The 18756-nt window shown below is 62.6% G+C and carries 16 protein-coding genes; 7 read left to right on the top strand and 9 right to left on the bottom strand.

Going from position 1 to position 18756, the window contains the following annotated elements:
• Window positions 1-3 precede the first annotated feature (3 nt).
• The gene (locus C2L65_RS21215) at window positions 4-1248 is read right to left on the bottom strand and encodes a sarcosine oxidase subunit beta family protein (protein WP_042313915.1); all 1245 of its coding nucleotides are present in this window, start codon (window positions 1246-1248) and stop codon (window positions 4-6) included.
• Window positions 1249-1276: 28 nt separating this feature from the next.
• Complete coding sequence (locus C2L65_RS21210) at window positions 1277-2665, bottom strand: L-serine ammonia-lyase (protein WP_042313993.1); 1389 nt, start codon at window positions 2663-2665, stop codon at window positions 1277-1279.
• A gap of 106 nt (window positions 2666-2771) precedes the next feature.
• Here C2L65_RS21210 and C2L65_RS45585 point away from each other — a divergent pair, with 106 nt between their 5' ends.
• The 4 genes from C2L65_RS45585 (at window position 2772) to C2L65_RS21195 (ending at window position 5091) form a co-directional block, all read left to right on the top strand.
• A complete protein-coding gene (locus C2L65_RS45585; RefSeq protein WP_156132375.1) occupies window positions 2772-3008 on the top strand; it encodes a hypothetical protein in 237 nt (78 codons plus the stop codon).
• 28 nt (window positions 3009-3036) lie between these two features.
• Window positions 3037-4122, top strand: coding sequence for a GlxA family transcriptional regulator (locus C2L65_RS21205; protein WP_042313911.1), 1086 nt, complete (start codon window positions 3037-3039; stop codon window positions 4120-4122).
• A 196-nt stretch (window positions 4123-4318) separates the two neighbouring features.
• Window positions 4319-4687 carry a hypothetical protein gene (locus C2L65_RS21200; protein WP_042313908.1) on the top strand — a complete coding sequence of 123 codons (369 nt, stop codon included), beginning with the start codon at window positions 4319-4321 and terminating at the stop codon, window positions 4685-4687.
• A 68-nt stretch (window positions 4688-4755) separates the two neighbouring features.
• Window positions 4756-5091 (top strand): low molecular weight protein tyrosine phosphatase family protein, encoded by a 336-nt coding sequence (locus C2L65_RS21195; protein ID WP_042313904.1) that lies wholly within the window; start codon window positions 4756-4758, stop codon window positions 5089-5091.
• A gap of 156 nt (window positions 5092-5247) precedes the next feature.
• Here the strand turns inward: C2L65_RS21195 and zwf are convergent, their stop codons facing one another.
• The 3 genes from zwf to lhpH all read right to left on the bottom strand — a co-directional run bounded on the left by zwf (window position 5248) and on the right by lhpH (window position 8889).
• On the bottom strand, window positions 5248-6732 hold the full coding sequence (gene zwf, locus C2L65_RS21190; protein ID WP_042313903.1) for a glucose-6-phosphate dehydrogenase: 1485 nt from the start codon (window positions 6730-6732) through the stop codon (window positions 5248-5250).
• 209 nt (window positions 6733-6941) lie between these two features.
• Complete coding sequence (gene lhpI, locus C2L65_RS21185; protein ID WP_042313900.1) at window positions 6942-7859, bottom strand: bifunctional Delta(1)-pyrroline-2-carboxylate/Delta(1)-piperideine-2-carboxylate reductase; 918 nt, start codon at window positions 7857-7859, stop codon at window positions 6942-6944.
• 22 nt (window positions 7860-7881) lie between these two features.
• Window positions 7882-8889 (bottom strand): trans-3-hydroxy-L-proline dehydratase, encoded by a 1008-nt coding sequence (lhpH, locus tag C2L65_RS21180; RefSeq protein WP_042313898.1) that lies wholly within the window; start codon window positions 8887-8889, stop codon window positions 7882-7884.
• A gap of 196 nt (window positions 8890-9085) precedes the next feature.
• On the opposite strand from lhpH, the gene C2L65_RS21175 reads away from it, so the two are divergent.
• On the top strand, window positions 9086-9823 hold the full coding sequence (locus C2L65_RS21175) for a FadR/GntR family transcriptional regulator (protein ID WP_042313896.1): 738 nt from the start codon (window positions 9086-9088) through the stop codon (window positions 9821-9823).
• An 855-nt stretch (window positions 9824-10678) separates the two neighbouring features.
• On the opposite strand, the gene C2L65_RS21170 is transcribed toward C2L65_RS21175, so the two are convergent.
• Window positions 10679-12019: an NAD(P)/FAD-dependent oxidoreductase gene (locus C2L65_RS21170; protein ID WP_042314765.1), complete on the bottom strand. Its 1341-nt coding sequence runs from the start codon at window positions 12017-12019 to the stop codon at window positions 10679-10681.
• 460 nt (window positions 12020-12479) lie between these two features.
• On the opposite strand from C2L65_RS21170, the gene C2L65_RS21165 reads away from it, so the two are divergent.
• Window positions 12480-13334 carry a helix-turn-helix domain-containing protein gene (locus C2L65_RS21165; protein ID WP_007588675.1) on the top strand — a complete coding sequence of 285 codons (855 nt, stop codon included), beginning with the start codon at window positions 12480-12482 and terminating at the stop codon, window positions 13332-13334.
• A gap of 28 nt (window positions 13335-13362) precedes the next feature.
• Here C2L65_RS21165 and C2L65_RS21160 read toward each other — a convergent pair whose 3' ends face one another.
• Both C2L65_RS21160 and C2L65_RS21155 read right to left on the bottom strand, forming a co-directional pair.
• The gene (locus C2L65_RS21160; RefSeq protein WP_174485104.1) at window positions 13363-15216 is read right to left on the bottom strand and encodes an ATP-binding response regulator; all 1854 of its coding nucleotides are present in this window, start codon (window positions 15214-15216) and stop codon (window positions 13363-13365) included.
• Window positions 15186-15734 carry a putative pterin-binding protein gene (locus C2L65_RS21155; protein ID WP_042314763.1) on the bottom strand — a complete coding sequence of 183 codons (549 nt, stop codon included), beginning with the start codon at window positions 15732-15734 and terminating at the stop codon, window positions 15186-15188. The genes C2L65_RS21160 and C2L65_RS21155 overlap by 31 nt, the downstream gene beginning before the upstream one ends.
• 200 nt (window positions 15735-15934) lie before the next feature.
• On the opposite strand from C2L65_RS21155, the gene C2L65_RS21150 reads away from it, so the two are divergent.
• Entirely contained in the window at window positions 15935-16882 is a 948-nt protein-coding gene (locus C2L65_RS21150; protein WP_042314762.1) for a phosphoribosyltransferase, read from the top strand.
• A gap of 63 nt (window positions 16883-16945) precedes the next feature.
• Here C2L65_RS21150 and C2L65_RS21145 read toward each other — a convergent pair whose 3' ends face one another.
• Window positions 16946-18619, bottom strand: coding sequence for an ATP-binding domain-containing protein (locus C2L65_RS21145; protein WP_042314761.1), 1674 nt, complete (start codon window positions 18617-18619; stop codon window positions 16946-16948).
• Window positions 18620-18756: the final 137 nt, after the last annotated feature.

Raw genomic sequence — 18756 nt, 5'->3', positions numbered from 1 at the left:
CGGTCAGTGGGCCACGGCAGCAGCGCCGTGTTCGTCAATCAGATGGCCGGTATAGAAGCGGTCCAGCGAGAACGCCGCGTTCAGCGGATGCGGTTCGTCGTTGGCGATGGTGTGCGCGAACACCCATCCCGAGCCCGGCGTCGCCTTGAAACCGCCCGTGCCCCAGCCGCAGTTGAAGTACAGGCCCTTCACGTCGGTCTTGCTGATGATCGGGCAAGCATCCGGCGACACGTCGACGATGCCACCCCACTGGCGGTTCATCCGCACGCGCGAGAACACCGGGAACATTTCGACGATCGCCTGCAGCGTGCCTTCGATAATGTGGAAACTGCCGCGCTGCCCAAAACCCGTGTACTGATCGACACCCGCGCCGATCACCAGATCGCCCTTGTCGGACTGGCTGATGTACGCATGCACCGCGTTCGACATGATCACCGAGTTGACCACGGGCTTGATCGGCTCGGACACCAGCGCCTGCAACGGATGGCTTTCGAGGGGCAGACGGATGCCCGCCATGTCGGCGAGCGTCGTCGTGTTGCCTGCTGCGACGACGGCGACTTTCTTCGCCTTGATGAAACCCTTCACCGTATCGACGCCCGTCACACGGCCACCGTCGCGGCGAATGCCCGTCACCTGGCAGTTCTGGATGATGTCGACGCCCGCCTGATCCGCGCCGCGTGCGAAGCCCCAAGCAACAGCATCGTGCCGCGCAACACCCGCGCGACGTTGAATCGATGCGCCGAGCACGGGATAACGGCTATTCAGGTTAATCGTCGGTTCGATTTCCTTGATCTGCTCGGGCGTCAGGAATTCGGCATCGACGCCGTTCAGCCGGTTCGCATTCACTCGGCGCTCGGTGTCGCGCACGTCCTGCAGCGTGTGCGCGAGGTTCAGCACGCCGCGCTGCGAGAACATCACGTTGTAGTTGAGGTCTTGCGACAGACCTTCCCACAGCTTCATCGCCTTCTCGTACAGCGCCGCCGATTCGTCCCACAGATAGTTCGAACGCACGATCGTCGTGTTGCGCGCCGTGTTGCCGCCGCCGATCCAGCCCTTCTCCAGAATCGCGACGTTCTTCACGCCGTGTTCTTTCGCGAGGTAATACGCCGTCGCAAGACCATGCCCGCCGCCGCCGACGATCACGACGTCGTATTCCTTCTTCGGTTCCGGGCTTCTCCACTGTCGCTCCCAGTTCTCGTGATACGACAACCCGTTGCGGAACAGACTGAATATCGAATAGCGGCTCATCTTGCAGACCCCTCGTTGCGCGTTACCATTAACATTCGATGACGTTCACGGCGAGACCACCGCGCGACGTCTCCTTGTATTTCGTTTTCATATCGGCGCCCGTTTCGCGCATCGTCTTGATGACGTTGTCGAGCGTCACGTAGTGCTGGCCGTCGCCCTTGAGCGCCATGCGCGATGCGTTCAGCGCCTTGATCGCGCCCATCGCGTTGCGCTCGATGCACGGAATCTGCACGAGGCCGCCGACGGGATCGCACGTCATGCCGAGGTTGTGTTCCATGCCGATTTCGGCGGCGTTCTCGACTTGCGACGGCGTGCCGCCCATCACGGCCGCGAGCGCCGCTGCCGCCATTGAACACGCGACACCCACTTCGCCCTGGCAGCCCACTTCCGCGCCCGAGATCGACGCCGTTTCCTTGTAGATGATGCCGATGGCGGCCGCCGTCAGAAGGAAATCGACGATGCCGTTTTCGTTCGAGCCCGGCACGAACTTCACGTAGTAGTGCAGCACGGCGGGAATCACGCCCGCTGCGCCGTTGGTCGGCGCGGTGACGACGCGGCCTCCGGCAGCGTTCTCTTCGTTGACGGCCATCGCATACAGGTTGACCCAGTCGAGCATCGACAGCGGATCGCGCAGCGACTCTTCCGAATGCGTGCGCAGTTGCACGGTGAGATCGGCTGCGCGGCGTTTCACGCGCATCGGGCCGGGCAGTTCGCCGTGCATCTTGCAGCCGCGTTCGACACAGGCGGCCATCGTGCGCCAGATCGTCAGCAGCCCTTCGCGGACGTCTTCCGGGGCGCGCGACGCACATTCGTTGGCGAACGTCACCTGCGCGACGGACAGGCCGCTTTCGCGGCACACGCGCATCAGGTCGTCGCCGTTGCGGAACGGATACGGCACTTCGCCGCCCGCGCGCACGCCGTTCACGCGATCGCCTTCGCGGTTCACGACGAAGCCGCCGCCGACCGAGTAATACTCTTTCTCAACGAGCAGCTGGCCGTTCTCGTCGAAGGCCTGGAAGCGCATGCCGTTCGGATGCACGACGCTACCCGTGCCGCTCATCAGACGGCGGAAGAACGCAATCTGCTCCTTTTCGTCGAAGCCGATCTCGTGCTTGCCGAGCAGCGACAGGCGCTTGCCCTTGCGGATATCGACCAGGCGCGGTTCGATCAGGTCGGGATTGATGGTGTCGGGCAGATGACCTTCGAGGCCGAGCAGCACGGCCTTGTCGGTGCCGTGGCCCTTGCCCGTCGCGCCGAGCGAGCCGTACAGCTCGACTTTCACGCGGCGCACGAACGCGAGCAGGTTCGCGTCCTCGATATGGGAAGCGAAGCGGCAGGCGGCGATCATCGGGCCGACTGTGTGCGAACTCGATGGGCCGATGCCGATCTTGAACAGGTCGAAAACGCTGACGTTCATGGAAACCTTGCTCAGGTAGGTGGGCGGAAACGCATGCACTCCGCAGTGACGCCAGTACACCAAAGCGTAAAATCCGCCGATAGAACAAAAACGGCATCGACGTGGGATGGCGACGCCAGATGGCGCCCGGACTTCGTTTCTCCGCAACTCAGTGACGGAAAAACTCAAGTCCGGGCGCGGGACGAGCGTGCCGGAGCCCAAGCCACGCAGGGATGAACGCGCTTCGCATCTGCGCAAGTCGGTGTCGGAAAAGGACAAGAGCCGCAAGCGCGAATCGGCGACGCTAGGGTTATCCCGCGTGCGGGCGCGTTTGGGTTTCGCTTTTTTGTTATCAGCCGATTGAACTTGCCGGACCACTGCGCCATCGCGCCATGACCATCGTTGATTCGCTACCGTTGACTTCCATCGATGCGCTGCCCAAAGAGCGCATCCGCTTCGGCATCATCCTGCTGCCGAACTTCACGCTGACGGCGTTTTCCGGCTTCGTCGACATGCTGCGTCTATCCGCCGACGAAGGCGATTACAGCAAGCCCGTACGCTGCTCGTGGAGCGTGATCGGCGACACGCTTGCGCCCGTGCGCGCAAGTTGCGGCATCCAGATCACGCCTTGGAAGACGTTCGCCGATGCGGAGCCGTTCGACTATGTGGTCGTCGTCGGCGGGCTGTTGCATTCAGGGCCGCAGGCGAACGACGAGACCTTGCAGTTCATTCGTGCTGCGGCGCGCGGAACTACGACGCTGGTCGGCATCTGCACGGGCGTGTTCGCGCTGATGCGCGCGGGCGTGCTCGACGAGCACCGGATTTGCGTGAGCTGGTTTCACTACTGGGATTTCGTCGAGCGCTTTCCTTCCGTCAATTCGGATGCGCTGATCGCAGACCGGCTGTTCGTGATCGACCGTCGACGGATTACGTGCTCGGGAGGACGGGCTTCGATCGATGTGGCAGCGGCGATTTTGCTGCGTCACTTCGAGACGGCGACCGTTCAAAAGGCGCTGCGGATTCTGCTTGTCGGCGAAATGCAGAAAGGGAATGCGCCGCAGCCGCATCCGCCTGGGCTGGAGCCGGCGACGCATCCCAAAGTCAAGCGCGCGATTTTGTTGATGGAGCAACATGTTGGGCGCACGTTGCCGCTGGAGGAACTGGCGTGCAAGCTGGATTTATCGCCGCGGCAGCTGGAACGGCTGTTCAAAGCAGAGACGGGGAAAAGTCCGCAGGCGTTTGCGAAGCAGGTTCGGTTGAGAACGGCAGCGTGGTTGTTGACGAGTTCGGATCGGACGGTGGCGGATATCGCTTCGAGTTGCGGGTTTTCTGATGCGTCGCACCTGGGGCGCGAGTTCAGGAAGGAGTTTGGGATGCCGCCTGTGATGTTTAGAGAGCAGCGTGGGGGAACGCCGGTTGAGGGGGACGCGGCGGTGGCTTATGAGGAGACGTTTCCGGGGAGGGTGGATGTGTTTTGATCTCGATCACGAACTGGGTTGTCCGGTTATTAGCGAGTCGTAAGCGCTGTACGGCAAAACGCAACGCTTGCGCCGCACAGCCCAAATTGCGAGAATCGGCACCCGCCCGACTGAAGTCGGCACGACAGTTTTTCCAGTACAAGATGCGAAGCAATAAATTCAACCGCACTGCTAGCGAGATCTTCGTTATCACCACATGAATCCAAGACGCGTCCACTCGCTCTTTGAGAAACACTTCCCAAAAATTGATCTGGTCATGTGCGAGTGGATACATCTTTTTCGAGATGGCACTGTCGATCGTGAGTTGCTCGGGAAAATACTCTCTACGATTGAGTCCGATTGTCTGCTCATTCACATTCGCCGGACGATCGGCGATTTTCTACAGTCAGAACAGGCGCTCGACTATATTGTCGAGAATGTTGGAAAAAGCCAGATCCGAATTGCCGATCGCGCCTTCAACCGCTTCGTAATGATTGCATCAAACGGTGTAGCGGCAACATGGCCGCAATGCTTGACACGCTTTCAATTTGCTCAGTTGCCTGATAAGAGTTCAGGAATTGACTAAATTGACCAGGCAAGCGGAAACCGTACTTATCCACCTAATAGAAGCACGCCTAAAAACGGCGGCATTCGATGCGAGCAGCACTATTGATCTGTAGCCGAAATCGTCTGCGAAGTCCTACAGCGGAGGCACTGTTTTCCAGTTGGCCCGGTGTTGAAACGGATTCCGCGGGCCTCGCTCCTGACGCAGCGATGATTATCTCGATGGAGCAAGTCTTATGGGCAGATATGAACTTTGTGATGGAACGCGCGCATAAGGCCAGATTGTCGAGAAAATTCGGTCCCTCGCTCAAGAGCAAACAGATCATTTGCCTCGACATCCCCGACAAATACACCTTCATGCAGCCGGAACTGATTGCCATCCTGGAACGGACGGCAGGCAAGTACTTGCGTCGAAACCAGCATTGATCATCTGCTTCTGCTCGAGAACCCAATGCCATCCGCTTACAGAAAATGAGGCTAGCCCGCACCTCACTTTCTCTCTTTCAAAGTTCTCCGCAAAAGAAAAAAGGCGGAGAGCATCATTCTCTCCGCCTTCGCGTACTACCGCTTGACCCGAAAGTCCTACGACTCCTCCGACCAAACCATATTATCCCGCGCCATCATCGCCGTCGAAGCCCCTGGCCCGAACGTCCCCGCCGTATAACCTCTCGGCTTGTCGCCATTCCGCTTCCACGCTTCGATGATGGGATCGACCCACGTCCATGCCGCTTCCAGTTCATCGCGGCGCATGAAGTGAGTGAGCCTGCCACGCACGACGTCGATCAACAGACGCTCATACGCTTCCGCGCGACGGCTCGTGAACGCCTGCTCCAGATCGAGATTCAGATTGACGGGCAACGTCCGCATTCCACTACCCGGCTCCTTGGCAAGCATCTGCAGCTGGATCGACTCATTCGGCTGCAACTGGATCACCAACCGGTTCCCACAATTACGCGGACCACAAGGACTATTCGGCATGATCGAAAACGGCAGATCCGCGAACTCGATCACGATCTCCGACAGCTTCTTCGCCATCCGCTTGCCCGTGCGCAGATAGAACGGCACGTTCGCCCAGCGCCAGTTGTTGATATGCGCGCGCAAAGCGACAAAGGTTTCCGCGCGGCTATCGGCGGGCACGTTCGCTTCTTCCAGATAACCCTTCACCGGCTCGCCGCCGACAGCGCCCGCCGTGTACTGCCCACGCACCGTATCGCGCGAGATATCCTCGGCCGTCATCGGACGCAGCGAACGCAGCACCTTCAGCTTCTCGTCCCGCACGGCATCGGCGTCGAGCGAAACGGGCGGCTCCATCGCGACGATGCAAAGCAGTTGCAGCAAGTGGTTCTGCACCATGTCGCGCATCGCGCCCGTATGGTCGTAGAAGCCCGCGCGCGTGCCCACGCCGACCGACTCCGCCACCGTGATCTGCACGCTGCGGATATACGGCGCCTGCCACAGCGGCCCGAAGATCGCGTTGCCGAAGCGCAGCACCATCAGGTTCTGCACCGTCTCCTTGCCGAGATAGTGGTCGATCCGGTAGATCTGATGCTCGGAGAAATGCTTGCCGACGGAATCGTTGATCGCCTGTGCCGACGCCAGATCGTGACCCAGCGGCTTTTCCAGCACGACGCGCGAATACTCGTCGAGCAGACCGTGCGACGAGAGGTTGTCGCAAATCGTCGTGAACAGTTCCGGCGACGTCGACAGATAGAACACGCGCAGCGCATTCGGGCGCGATGCCTCGGCAAGACGCTCGTAATCGGCGGCCTGGTCGACATTGACGCGCACGTATTCGAACAGCGACAGGAAGCGATCCCATGCGCCCGATTCATATGCACCGGATTCGATGAACGGACGGCTCTGCTCGTCCATCCATTTCAGATAGTCGTCACGCACCCATTCGCGGCGGCCGATTGCGAGAATGCGCGTTTCGGGGGGCAAATTGCCGTGCGTATGCGCCATATACAGCGCGGGCAGCAGCTTGCGGGCTGACAGGTCGCCGGCGCCGCCGAAAATGATCATGTCGAGCGGGCGGTCCGGCGAAGCAGGAGCGGTGGAAGTCGTCATAGCGCGGTCGCAAAAATTAACTGCTGGGAAATACGCAAGCCCGCCCGGACCAACCTTTCAGGCAGCGCTGAGATCGGGCAGGTTTGCGCGAGACGACTATGTTGCAACGTTTTAGGATTGTTTGCACGCTTACTGTCGTGACACGGCACGCACGTTCGTTTCGCTTCTCACTTTCACCCGGTCTGCGGCGACAAGGGATCTGCGAAATTTCAACCCGCGCCCAGCGCCGCCCGCGCAACACGCCCCGCCGCCAGATCCCACGCCGCGCAGCCGACGGTCTTGAAGACGATGGCCGTATCGAACGATGGCTGGCTCGCCAGCGCGTCCTTGATGCCCGTCACCGTCGACCAGTCGACGCCCGCCTGGATGAAGTCCCCCGCTTCGTGTTTCGCGCCCGCGAGATCGTCGACATACAGCGAGCTGCCCGCGAGCGTGCGCGCGCCGATCTCGCACATCTGCGGCGTGAACGCGCCGACACCGATCACGAGCCGTCCCGCGCGCGGCGCCTCGTCGTAGACGGCCTGGCGGCTCGTCGTCAGCGCGATGACGGTATCGACGGAATCGGGAATCGTCGCCTCGCTCAAGGCTTGCAGGTCGCGCACCGTGCCTCGCTGTGCGTCGCAGAACGCCTGCGCCCTCGCCACCGATGTGCCCCGCACACGCACGCGCGCCTCCGGATACAACTCGCCGATCGCCCGCAGGTGGCTCGCGGACTGTGTGCCCGTGCCGATCAGCAGAATGTCTTTCGGTGCGTCGCGCGAGAGCGTCTCGATGCCGAGCATCGTCATCGCGGCCGTGCGGCGTCCCGTGACGGTCGGCCCGTCGAGAATGAACAGCGTCTTGCCCGTGTCCGGGTCGAACGCCATCACCTGGCCGTGGATGGTCGGCAGCGCCCGCTCGCCGTTACGCGGGCAGACGTTGACGAGCTTGTGGATCGCGAGATCGGAGGCTGCGGCGGGCATCGACAGCATGTTGCCGTTGTCGTTCAGCGGCACGAAGAGCCGCTCGGGGCTCGCGACGCGTCCGGCCGCGTAGTCGGCGGCGGCTGTCTTCAGCGCGTCGACGAGCGCGCGAAACGGAATCAGGCGCGCCGTGCCGGCGGCGTCGAAAATCGGCGTGCTGCTCATGTCGGGGCTGCTCCTTGCGCGTTCAGCGCACCAGAAAACCATACGTCAGCGGATCGCGCTCATCGACGAGCCAGTTCGCGAAACCGCAAATATGCGCGTCGCCTTCGATTTCGGGAATCACGGCATCGAAGCGATCGAGCTTCGTCTCGGACAACACACGCCCACGAAACACCGTGCCGATGATCGACTCGTTGATGAGCGTCTCGTCCTTGCCCAGTTGCCCGCGCAGATACAGTTGCGCGACCCGCCCCGCCGTGCCGGAGCCCGTTGGCGAGCGGTCCACTTCGCGGTCGGCGAACACGCAGCAATTGGCCTGCGTCGAACCCGCGTGACGCGGCGCGTTGTCGATGATCGTGCCGTAAATGTGATTGATCTCGGGAATATGCGGATGTTCGACCTTGAACGCCTCGTTCGCCGCGCGCTTCACTTCGGCGCCGAACTGGATCAGCCGGTCCACCTGGTTTTCGCGCACATCGAGTCCGAACGGTTCACCCGATGTGTAGAAGTAAAACGCGCCGCCGAACGCGATGTCGCCGCGCACGGTGCCAAAAGTCGGCGTCTCGACGCTCACGTCACGCTGCCAGATGAACGACGGCACGTTGACGAAGCGCACGCTGCCGGCGTGATCGCCGTCCCATTTGACGAATGCTTCGATGAAGCCGCAAGGCGCATCGATGCCGACGCGCGTTTCCGGCTCTGTGCGCTCGACCCAGCCGAGCGAGACGGCCGTTGTCGCCAGCGCGATCACGCCGTGGCCGCAATGGTCGCTATAGCCCTCGTTGTGAACGAAGATGATGCCAAAGTCCGCGCCTTCCGTGACGGGATCGGTCAGATAACCGCCGTACATGTCGGCGTGGCCGCGCGGCTCCAGCATCAGCGCGCGGCGCAGATGATCGGCGTGCTCTTTGAGCCACGCGCGCCGCTCGACGATGGTCTTGCCGGGCATCTTCGGCAGCCCGCTCGTGACGATGCGGAACGGTTCGCCGCCCGTATGCACTTCGACCGTGCTGATCATGCGGTTCAGCTTCATGATGCGTTCGTTCCTCGCAAGAAAGCTTCGGGTCGTTGCCTGTCCAACATATCGTCTCGCTCCATCGTCTTTGTTTTATACTGGATCGAAATGTAGACCAGCTTTGGTTAGCGATCAACCAGTTTCAAAATTTATCCGTCAAACTGGTTTGAACCCGGCACACATCACCCTGTTACCTGTCGCACGGTATCCATTCATGGCCTCGACCTCATTCGCACTGGAACGCGCGTTTCGCCCGAAGCAGATTTACGAGCAGGTCGCGGAGCGCATGCGCGGCGACATTCGCAACGGGCAGTTTGCACCTGAAGCGCGGTTGCCTTCGGAGCGCGATCTCGCGGCGCGGTTTGGCGTCGGACGGCCTGCCGTGCGGGAGGCGCTGGGCGCGTTGCAGAACGAGGGTTTGGTCGTTACGCGGCGCAATTCGGGCACTTACGTGTGCGCGGACGCGTTGCAGCGGTTGGCGGCGGCGCCCGCTTCTGGCGATGTCTCAGGCGACGCTGACTTCAGCCCTACGTCCGCGCTCGACGTCCGCTTGATCCTGGAGCCTGCCATCGCGCGCCGCGCGGCCGCCAATGCGCAGCGTGACGAGCTTGCCGAGCACTACCTTGCGCAGATGGATTCGATCGACGATGTCTCCGATGCCGTGCAGCGCGCGCTATGGAACGATAGCGATCGTTTGTTTCATCTGCAGCTTGCTGTGATGACGGGCGATGCCCTGCTCGTCAAGATCGCCGATGAAGTGGCTAAAGCGATGGATCAGCCTTTGTGGAAACGGCTAAAAGATGATGGGATTCATGATCCTGGGCGGATCAGGCTTTATGTTTCTGAACATCGGTTGATCTATGAGGCCATTGTTGATGGTGATGCCGATGCGGCTGCGTTTTATGTCGAGCAGCACATCAGGCGAGTGCGGAGGGATATAGCGCCTAAGTGAGGTTTTTTTGTCTGTCGACGCTGGGGTGGTTTGCTCGTGTTTACGCTGGCATCCGCGGTTTGGCTTCGCGGCGCGCGCGGTTTGGTTTGCTTGTGTTCGCGCGGGCATCCGCGGTTTGTTAGCTTGCTTCACGCGTCGCCCCTGTGCGGGGCGGCACCTACTTTTCTTTGCCGCCGCAAAGAAAAGTAGGCAAAAGAAAGCGGCTAACACCGCCAACTCTTCTTCTTGCCTGAGGGCCCCCAACGGGTCTTACGCTTCACACGGCAATCACGTGACCCATACTCGTTGCCAGCGCTCTTGCAATGCTCATCACCCGCTTCACGCCCCCGCGTTACAGCATGCCGTGCTGGATAGTCCACCGCCGCCCAGGTGGCAAACTGTGTGTAGGCCGTAGTGCCTCGCGCGCCTCACTTCGGACCCGATAGCACGCGCATACCTCCATGTAAGAGCGCCAGGCTATACGACGCGACAACCTACACACAGTTTGCCACCTGGGCGGCACAGACCATTCGCTGCCGCTTGCTCGAGTACGGGTATTCGAAGCGGGTGAGGCGTTCATTCGAAGCGTTCGCAACGAGCACCAACCGGGGCACTGCCGTGTGAAGCGTAAGACCGGTTGGGGGCCCTCAGGCAAGAACTAGAACTGGCGGTGTGAGCCGCTTTCTTTTGCCTACTTTTCTTTGCGGCGGCAAAGAAAAGTAGGTGCCGCCCCGCACAGGGGCGACGCTTGAAGCTAGATAACAAATCGCGGATGCCAGCGAAAACCCATAAAAACCAAACCGCCCGCGCCACGAAGGCAAATCGCGGATGCCAGCGCAAAAGCAAAACCACCACCCAGCGTCGCAGACAAAAAACTCACAACATACTCCGAGGCCTCTGCATAGTCCCATCAAAAAACCTCTGCAACCGAAACGCAGAAAGATCAATCGACGGCTGACCATCAACGATCCACTCAGCCATAAGCCGCCCAACAATAGGCCCCATGGCGAAGCCATGCCCACAAAACCCGGTAGCGACCAACAGGCCCTGCGCCTGAGAAGCAGCATCGAGCACTGGAATCCCATCGGGCAACACATCGATCAACCCGGCCCACGACTCAACCACCTGCGCATCCTTCAAAGCCGGAAACAACGCCCGCAGCTTCTGCAACGCCCGCGGCGCATGCGCACGATTCGGCTGCGGATTCGGATCACGCGGATGCAACACCCGCTCGTCAGCAGACAAAAAGCCCGGCACGCGCTCGCGTAAATCACGCACAAACGCGCCATTCAGATGAAAGCTGAACTTCTCGCGCTGCGCCCAAAGCTCGGGCAAGAACCACTTGAGCGCCCGAAAATGCCCAAACGTCATATCGACATCAACCTGCATATCATCAGCGAGATTGATCGCGCCATTCGCCCGCTGGCGAATCCCAAGCCCATGCCCCCAGAATGTGGAAGCCGTAATCGCGGGCAACGGATTCGTGCGCATACACGTGCCGCGCACCGCCTGCTGCGGCAAAACAATCCCCAGCGTATCGAGCAACCGCCAGCTACTCGCGCCCGCCGCGCAAATCACCTGCCGCGTGCGGATTGTGCCGCGCTCGGTGACGACGCCCGTCACGGCGCCCGCCGCCCGTTCGATCGCCACCACGCCACAACCCTCGAAAAACCGCGCGCCCGCTTCGATAGCCCGCGCCGCAAATGCTGCCGCCGCGCGGCGCGGCTCGGCCTGGCCGTCGGTCGGCGTGTACAGACCGCCCAGCACCTTGCCTTGCATGCCGCGCACGTGCTGGTCGATCTGCGCGCGGTCGAGCACGCGCGTATCCAGCCCGTATTGCTTCGCGACGTCCATCCATTGCTGGAATGACGCCCAGTCTTCCTCCTTGTCCGCAACGTAGAGACAGCCGCCCTGGCGCCATTCGAGATCGAAATCCAGCTCGCGTTCGAGCTGCTCCCAGATACGCATGCCCGCCATCATCAGCGGCACTTCGGCGGCCTCGCGGCCCTGCTGGCGCACGAAACCCCACGCGCGCGTCGACTGCTGGCCCGCGATGCGCGACTTGTCCACCACCACCGCCTTCACGCCCCGGCGCGCCAGGTAGTACGCCGCCGCGCAGCCCATGATGCCCGCGCCCGCAATCACGACGTCGGCTTGATCGGGAAACGGCGTGTCGGCCGGGCTCAGATTGGCGTGCAGCGGATAGGTGGTCGTCATCGGGAATGCGAGAAAGATATGGCGCCGAGGCCGTGTCGAGGGACAGCATCTTCTCAGGCCCGCCCGCGCGCCGCAATCCCGGTCAGAAAGGCGGCCGTCGCGAGCGCCCGCGCCAGCCCAATCCCCCTTCGGGCAATGATCCGCCGCAAAAAACGCGTAAAGTCCCAAACCTTACCGATTAATTTCATGCGATTTGCATATATTTCACCGCTAAAATAGACAGGCTTTACATGATTCGAACACCGCCTCATTCGCGTGAGGCGGTCGAACTCATTAGAATCGGCGGGTTCGTCGAAAAAAGCTCGATCAATGCGGATATGGCGCGACACCAGGCGCGCCCGAAGTCTTGCGGTACAGTTGCGGTCCTGCGAGGGCAGCACGCCCAACCCGCGTGCCGCGCGGCGCTGCCGCCACGACGCCGCGTCACATACAACTACTTATAGCGATACACGATTCGCGCATGTCCAACGAAGCCACCTCAACCGACTCGCTTGCCGTCGCCGAACGCGTGCGCGAGTTGATGAGCCGTCACGGCATCGGCAAGCGTCAGCAAACCAGCGAGCTTTGCCGGATCCTCGATTTGAGTTTCTCGCAGGGTCACCGCAAGCTGCGCGGCAACAGTCCGTGGACGCTCTCGCAGATCAAGAAGGTCGCCGAGGTATTCGGCGAGCCGGCGGCACAGCTGTTCGGCGCGCAATCGCTCGATCCCGGCATGGTCGGCGCCACTGCGCAGGAAGCCGTGTTCGCGATCGGCGGCATCGAGCTGGCGTGTACCGCGTGGATCGGCGCGCCGATTGAAGCAGGCAGCCGGCCTGAATTCATCGCGTGGTCGAAGCTCGACCAGTGGCGCGTCGTGCGGCACGACGGCGCGCTCTATCAGAACGCGTATGAAGTCCACAAGATCGAGATCTATCCGCGCCGCGCCGAGACCGACAAGCCGCTGATTGCCGTCGTCGACGACGACCAGGCATCCGCCGACAACCTGCGCGACTATCTCGAACGCAGCGGCTTTGCGGCCATCGCGATCTACGGTCTCGCGGCATTCGCCGAGACGCTGCAGACGCAGGTGTTCGACGGCGTGGTGATCGACTGGCTGTTCGGGCCGCAGACGTCGGCGGAAGCGATCCGCGCCGTGCGCGCGTCCGAGAATCCGGACGCACCGATTTTCGTGCTGACGGGCGAACTGCTGACGGGCAAGGCCAGCGAGTCGGAAATCAGCGACATCGTGCGCAACTACGACGTGGCCTGTTACGAGAAGCCGGCGCGCATGGCGATTCTCGTCGCCGATCTGTCGAAGCGTCTGAGCCGCGCATAAGTCACGGCCTCAAGCGCGGGCTCGCTCGTCAGCCCGCGACGGACGCCCCGTGCCGCGCCGCCAGCGCGCGCTGCACGGCGTCGCGCAGCACCTCGTAGTGGACGGGCTTGGTCAGGCTGTCGAAGAACAGATCCGCCTCCGCGCGCACGCTGCCGTCGGGCGCATAGGCGCTCACCGCGATCACGGGCGTGCGCACCGCCTCGCCTGACCTTTCCGCCTTCTCCGTATATTCGGTCATGAACGCGTAGCCGTCCTTGTCGGGCATGTGCAGATCGAGCAGCACCAGATCGCACTGCCGCGCGGCGAGCCAGGCGTGCGCATCGTCGGCATTGGCGACGGCGGACGCATCGCACCCCATGTGTTCGAGCATTTCGCACAGCGACTCGCGAATCAGCTGGTTGTCGTCGACGATCAGCACCTGCGGGCGCCCTTCGCCATGCGCCGTGTGCGGCACGACGGACGCGTCGGTGGGCGTGGCGACCGGCTTGACGGGAATCGTCACCGTGAAACGCGTGCCCTTGCCCACTTCGCTGTCGACATCGATCGTCCCGCCAAACAGATCGACCAGACCCTGCACAATCGCGAGCCCCATCCCCGCGCCTTCGAAGCGCCGCGTGCGCGATGCGTCGAGCTGCGTGAACTCCTTGAAGATCAGCGGAATCTGCTTGTCCGGCACGCCCGCGCCCGTATCGGTGACGACGATGGCCAGCGCGTCGTCGCGCTGGTCGAAATGCAGCGTGACGGTGCCGCGCTCGGTGTAGCGAATCCCGTTGGTCACGAGGTTGTTGACGATCTGCCGGATGCGGTGCGGGTCGGAATCGACGAGCCCCACCCTTCCGCTCGCGCTGCCTTCGAACACGAGACCCTTCGCCCGCGCGAACGGCTCGTGCTCGTCGACGATCGACGTCAGCAGCTCGCGCGGATCGAAATGCTCGTTGCGCAATTCGAGCTTGCCGGCGCCGAGGCGCGCATAGTCGGTCAGATCCTTCATCTGCGCTTCGAGATGTCGCGCGGCCGTCTCCAGCCGCTGGATCACCTTGCGGTCCGCGTCGGAATGAAAGTTGAAGCCGAGCAGCTCGATCGACGAGACGATCGCATGCAGCGGCGTGCGCAGCTCATGGCTGATCATGCCGAGGAACGCGTCCTTGGCGAGGCTCGCCTCGCGCGCGGCGCGGCTGGCCTGATGCTCGGCATCGAGCGCGGCGCGCTGCTGCACGATCAGCCTGGTACGGCGCCGGCCGTTCATCACCAGCAGCGTGGTCGCCGCCGCCGACAGCAACAGCAGCACCAGCCCGCCCGCGAACAGCATCCGGCGCTTTGCGATGAAATCCGAATTCATCGCCTCGCGGTCCTGCAGGTCGACGTAGCGCCGGCTCAGCGCGAGATCGTTGACTTCCTTCCAGTGCTTGCGCAGTTCGTCGACCATCTGCGACGCGAGCGCGGGCGAAGCAGGCAGCGCGTCGAGCGAAGGCTGCATCGCGACCAGCATCTCCGAGAGCCGCACAATCTCTTCCTGCTGGCGCTGCACGGCTTCCGTCTGCGCGGCCATACGCTGCGTCGAGCCCGCCATCACGCGTAGCTTCGATTGCAGCACCTGGAAATGCAGCGTGAGCCGCTGATAGTCGCTATCGACGCCCGTCTCGTATTGCAGCAACTGGCTTTCGAGCCGCGCGTAGGCGATCTGGAGTTGCGCGGCGTCCCAGTAGAAGCCGTCGTAGGTGCCCGTCAGCTGCTGGGTTGCGCGCGGGTTGAGAAGGGCCGAGTACAGCAGATAGCTGATCGCCGCGGTCGGCGCCGCGAGCGCGGCGATCCATATGATGACGAGCACCACACGGCGCAGTGGGCGCCGTCCTATTTGACGATGAGAGCCTTGATCTGCCATACGAATTTCGCGTCCGCCGACGCCCCCGCCAGCTCGCCGGGAAACTGGTCGCGCGGATAGATGAGAAACAGCGGCCCGAAGTCGCTGACCTGCAGGCGCTTGCCGTTCATGCTGTACGCGACGATCACGCCATAACGGCTCGTGTCCGACACGGGAACGGTGTACGTGTAGTCATCCAGCGTATGGATTTCGATCTGATCGCCGTACGCGCCCACGGTCTTCAGGATATCCGCGAGCAACGGCCCCGTGAAGGTGGATTTTGCCGTCCATGTCGTCGATGTCGAAATGCTATGGACGGGCAGCGCTAGCAACTGGGCTTCGGAAAAGTGAAAAACGGTGTGATCGTCGTCGTTGGTCTTCGCTATCTTGCCTTTGACGTCGAGCGCGAGCGTGGTCGTCAGCGGCGCGGCCGACGCGCCGAACGAAGCGAACGCCAGCGCGAAAACAGTGAACAGCGCGGTGACCAGCGCGGACATCAGCGCGGACGCACGCAACCCGCCGCATTTCTTGTAGAGCACTTTCAGGTCCCTCTGGTGTGGTCTTGTTGTTAGTCGTGCCCGCATTGTGCCTGACAACGCCATCAGACGATAACTACAGCGCGGCCGGACCTGCCCCGACACAGAATCTTTACATGGCGTGCATAATATCGGCTCCATCCCAAAAAAAGCCGCTTCGCCGACGCACGTTCTTCCGGCCCACCACAAGCGCAACATCCGTCATGAAAAAGCCGGTTCTACCGTTGACCTACGAACAGCTCGACCACTGGATCGAATCGTTGCAGCCCACCCTGCTCGAAGAGCGCTTCGCCGCCGCTGTCGGCATTCTACGGGGCGGCGCACCGCTCGCGTTGATGGCTTCGCATGCGATCGGCGTGCCTGTGGCGTTTCTCAGCTATGACCGCAGGGCGCGCCACGTCACGTGGGACTCGGCCCAACCGTTACCGGCGCCCGGCTCGAAGGTGCTGCTGTGCGAGGACATCGCGGGCCGTGGTTTCACGCTGGTCGATTGCATCGCGTTTCTTGAGCAGCACGGCCTGATCGTCAAGACGCTGACGGCCGCCTTCGACGAAATCAGCCGCATCCGCCCGGACTTTGCGAACGACGCGTCGGGCTTCTTCGCGCTGTTCCCGTGGGAACGCCAGGCCTATACGGACGACTATCGCGACGACTGGCTGAAAGTCGAGTCCGGTTCGGCCGGGAAAATGGCGGATGACCACGAATACGCGACCTATGCGATCGATCTGGACGGCATCCTGCTGCCCGACGTGCCGCTGTCACGGTATGACGAAGATCTCGCCGCCGCTTTGAACGAGCGCGACGCGCTGTTGCCGTACGAGGTCTTGCCCGACGTCGATCTGCAGAAAGTGCGCGCGGTCATCACGGGCCGGCCGCACGCCGACCTGGAGCGCACGCGCGCATGGCTCGAGCGGCACGGTTTCGGTCATCTCGAACTTGTGATGCGCACGCCCGACGCGCATGACGAAACACCCGAAGGCGCCGCCGCGCACAAGGCGGCCGCGGCGTTGAGCTGCGGCGTCACGCATTTCATCGAAAGCGACCCCGTGCAGGCGCTCCTCATCGCGAAGCTCGCGCCGCTGCTGCGGGTGATCTGGTGGGACGCGCTCAAGCACACAGGCACGCTGATCAGCGCGTCGGCCTGGCGCTGAGATTTCCGAAGCGCGCCACGCTCGCGGCGCCGAGCTTTACCGCGCCGCCGCGCTTGCGATTCCTCAGCCCGCCTGCTCCTTCATATCGCCAAGCTGCAGATGCCGCGCCGCACGCTGCGACGCGACGACGATCAGCTTCATCGTCGCGCGCGTCGCGCCGACGAAAAGCTTGCGCGCGTTGCGCTCATCGAACGCGTCGAAATCCACTTCGCTCAGGATCACGCACGGCGCCGACTGCCCCTTGAAGCGGTAGATGGAGTCGAGCAGCACATCGCCTTCGCGATACGCCGGATTGCCGAACAGATCGTACTTCCCCGTGAAGCTGCGCAGCCGGTGCGGGCCGAGATGATCGAGCGGCCACAACACCGAGCCTTCGCGTCCGCGAAACGACAGCACCGCGATGTCCTGCTTGCGAAAGCCAAGCGCCAGCGCCTGGGTGATCGCGCGCTTGGTCGCATCGATGCAGCTTTCGGGCAGCTGGGTTTCGTCGTAGATAGACAGCGAAATATCGGAGCCGTCGAACGGACTGCCCGCCGCGAGTCCCGCTGCCAGCGGCACCGTCGCACCGACCACGCCGCGCAGGTAGTCGAGGATGTTGCGCGGGCTGCGATAGTTGGTCGATTCGCGCAGCACCGTCCAGCCGGGCAGCGCGACGCTCTCGCGCATATACAGGTTCTGCAGCGGATCTTCGAGCCACCACCATGCGCCGCCGGGCTTCAGGAGCCGTTCGAGCGCGGGCACCCATGGCTGCTGGAAGTCCTGACCTTCGTCGACGATCAGCACGTCGTACTGGAAGCGCGCGTCGATCGGCGTGCCGGCGAAGGCGCTTTCGAGTTGCTCGAACACGTCGCTGCTCTGGAAATCCGGCGCACGGCCGCTATCCCTCACGATCTCGTCGCACAACTGGTGATAGTTCGCGACCTTCGCCTCGGGCGGCGCAACGCGCGCAATGTGATCCGCGAGCGGCCGGTTGAAGCACACATACAACGGACGCGCGCCACGCGCGACGGCGTCCTTCATCACCTGCACCGCGAGTTGCGTCTTGCCGGAACCCGCCGTGCCGATCACGCGCAGCCGGAACGGCGCGAATTCGAGCCGCCGCGCCCATGTGGCGAGGCCGCCCGCGAGCCGGGTGACGAGCGTGCCCGCCTGGCCGACCAGCGCGCTCGCGTCGGGCGCGAGCGCCAGTTCGTCGGCGAGGAAATGGTGAATCTTCGACGCGCACGGCAGACGCGGCTCGTCCTCAGGCAGCGCCTCGCGGATGACACTGACGAGCTGGTCCTTGCGCGTCGCGTCGACGATGCGCGCCGGGTTCACGCCGGAGATTGCCGCGTCCTTGACGATGTGATCCGGGCAGTACAGCAGCTCTTCGATGAAGTACGTGCCCGCGCCGAACGCCGCCGTGAAGCGTCGGTGCAGCCCTTCGATCGTGCGCGCGAGCGCAATCGCGACATTGCGCTCGGTCTGCATGTAGACCTTGACCAGCCCTTTCGGCGTCTCGCGGAGAAAGCCCGTTTTCTGCTCGACGATCATCACGCGCCCCGCCGGACTGACGATCACGAAGTCCGCCTCGCCGAACACCGAAAAGCCTTCGTGCAATCGGGTCCAGTGGACACCGTGATAGACCGTGTACTCGCGCGGCAGCGCTTCTTCGAGCAGCGCCAGCGTTTCGCGCTCGCGCGAGGCGGCGCCCGTGGCAGCAAGACTCTTCCAGTCGTCGGGGACAATGCGGGCCATGCGCGCCTCGTCAAAATGGGGTGCGCCCATTGTACGCAACGCGTGTAGGGGCATTGGCCGCTGCCGGAAGAAAAAGGCCGCTTCGTGTATCGTTGCTGGTTGAACGCCGCGCGCAGCGCGGCTTGCCAATCAAGAAG

The sequence above is a fragment of the Paraburkholderia terrae genome, assembly GCF_002902925.1.
Classification (GTDB): Bacteria; Pseudomonadota; Gammaproteobacteria; order Burkholderiales; family Burkholderiaceae; genus Paraburkholderia; species Paraburkholderia terrae.
Note: the sequence above shows the minus strand (reverse complement) of the source record. Positions and strands in the feature narration are given on the sequence as shown.

What these genes read in the sequence shown, in the direction of transcription:
- C2L65_RS21215 (WP_042313915.1), bottom strand. Translation starts at nt 1,248, where the DNA reads ATGAGCCGCTATTCGATATTCAGTCTGTTCCGCAACGGGTTGTCGTAT.
- C2L65_RS21210 (WP_042313993.1), bottom strand. Translation starts at nt 2,665, where the DNA reads ATGAACGTCAGCGTTTTCGACCTGTTCAAGATCGGCATCGGCCCATCG.
- C2L65_RS45585 (WP_156132375.1), top strand. Translation starts at nt 2,772, where the DNA reads ATGGCGACGCCAGATGGCGCCCGGACTTCGTTTCTCCGCAACTCAGTG.
- C2L65_RS21205 (WP_042313911.1), top strand. Translation starts at nt 3,037, where the DNA reads ATGACCATCGTTGATTCGCTACCGTTGACTTCCATCGATGCGCTGCCC.
- C2L65_RS21200 (WP_042313908.1), top strand. Translation starts at nt 4,319, where the DNA reads ATGAATCCAAGACGCGTCCACTCGCTCTTTGAGAAACACTTCCCAAAA.
- C2L65_RS21195 (WP_042313904.1), top strand. Translation starts at nt 4,756, where the DNA reads ATGCGAGCAGCACTATTGATCTGTAGCCGAAATCGTCTGCGAAGTCCT.
- zwf (WP_042313903.1), bottom strand. Translation starts at nt 6,732, where the DNA reads ATGACGACTTCCACCGCTCCTGCTTCGCCGGACCGCCCGCTCGACATG.
- lhpI (WP_042313900.1), bottom strand. Translation starts at nt 7,859, where the DNA reads ATGAGCAGCACGCCGATTTTCGACGCCGCCGGCACGGCGCGCCTGATT.
- lhpH (WP_042313898.1), bottom strand. Translation starts at nt 8,889, where the DNA reads ATGAAGCTGAACCGCATGATCAGCACGGTCGAAGTGCATACGGGCGGC.
- C2L65_RS21175 (WP_042313896.1), top strand. Translation starts at nt 9,086, where the DNA reads ATGGCCTCGACCTCATTCGCACTGGAACGCGCGTTTCGCCCGAAGCAG.
- C2L65_RS21170 (WP_042314765.1), bottom strand. Translation starts at nt 12,019, where the DNA reads ATGACGACCACCTATCCGCTGCACGCCAATCTGAGCCCGGCCGACACG.
- C2L65_RS21165 (WP_007588675.1), top strand. Translation starts at nt 12,480, where the DNA reads ATGTCCAACGAAGCCACCTCAACCGACTCGCTTGCCGTCGCCGAACGC.
- C2L65_RS21160 (WP_174485104.1), bottom strand. Translation starts at nt 15,216, where the DNA reads ATGGCAGATCAAGGCTCTCATCGTCAAATAGGACGGCGCCCACTGCGC.
- C2L65_RS21150 (WP_042314762.1), top strand. Translation starts at nt 15,935, where the DNA reads ATGAAAAAGCCGGTTCTACCGTTGACCTACGAACAGCTCGACCACTGG.
- C2L65_RS21145 (WP_042314761.1), bottom strand. Translation starts at nt 18,619, where the DNA reads ATGGCCCGCATTGTCCCCGACGACTGGAAGAGTCTTGCTGCCACGGGC.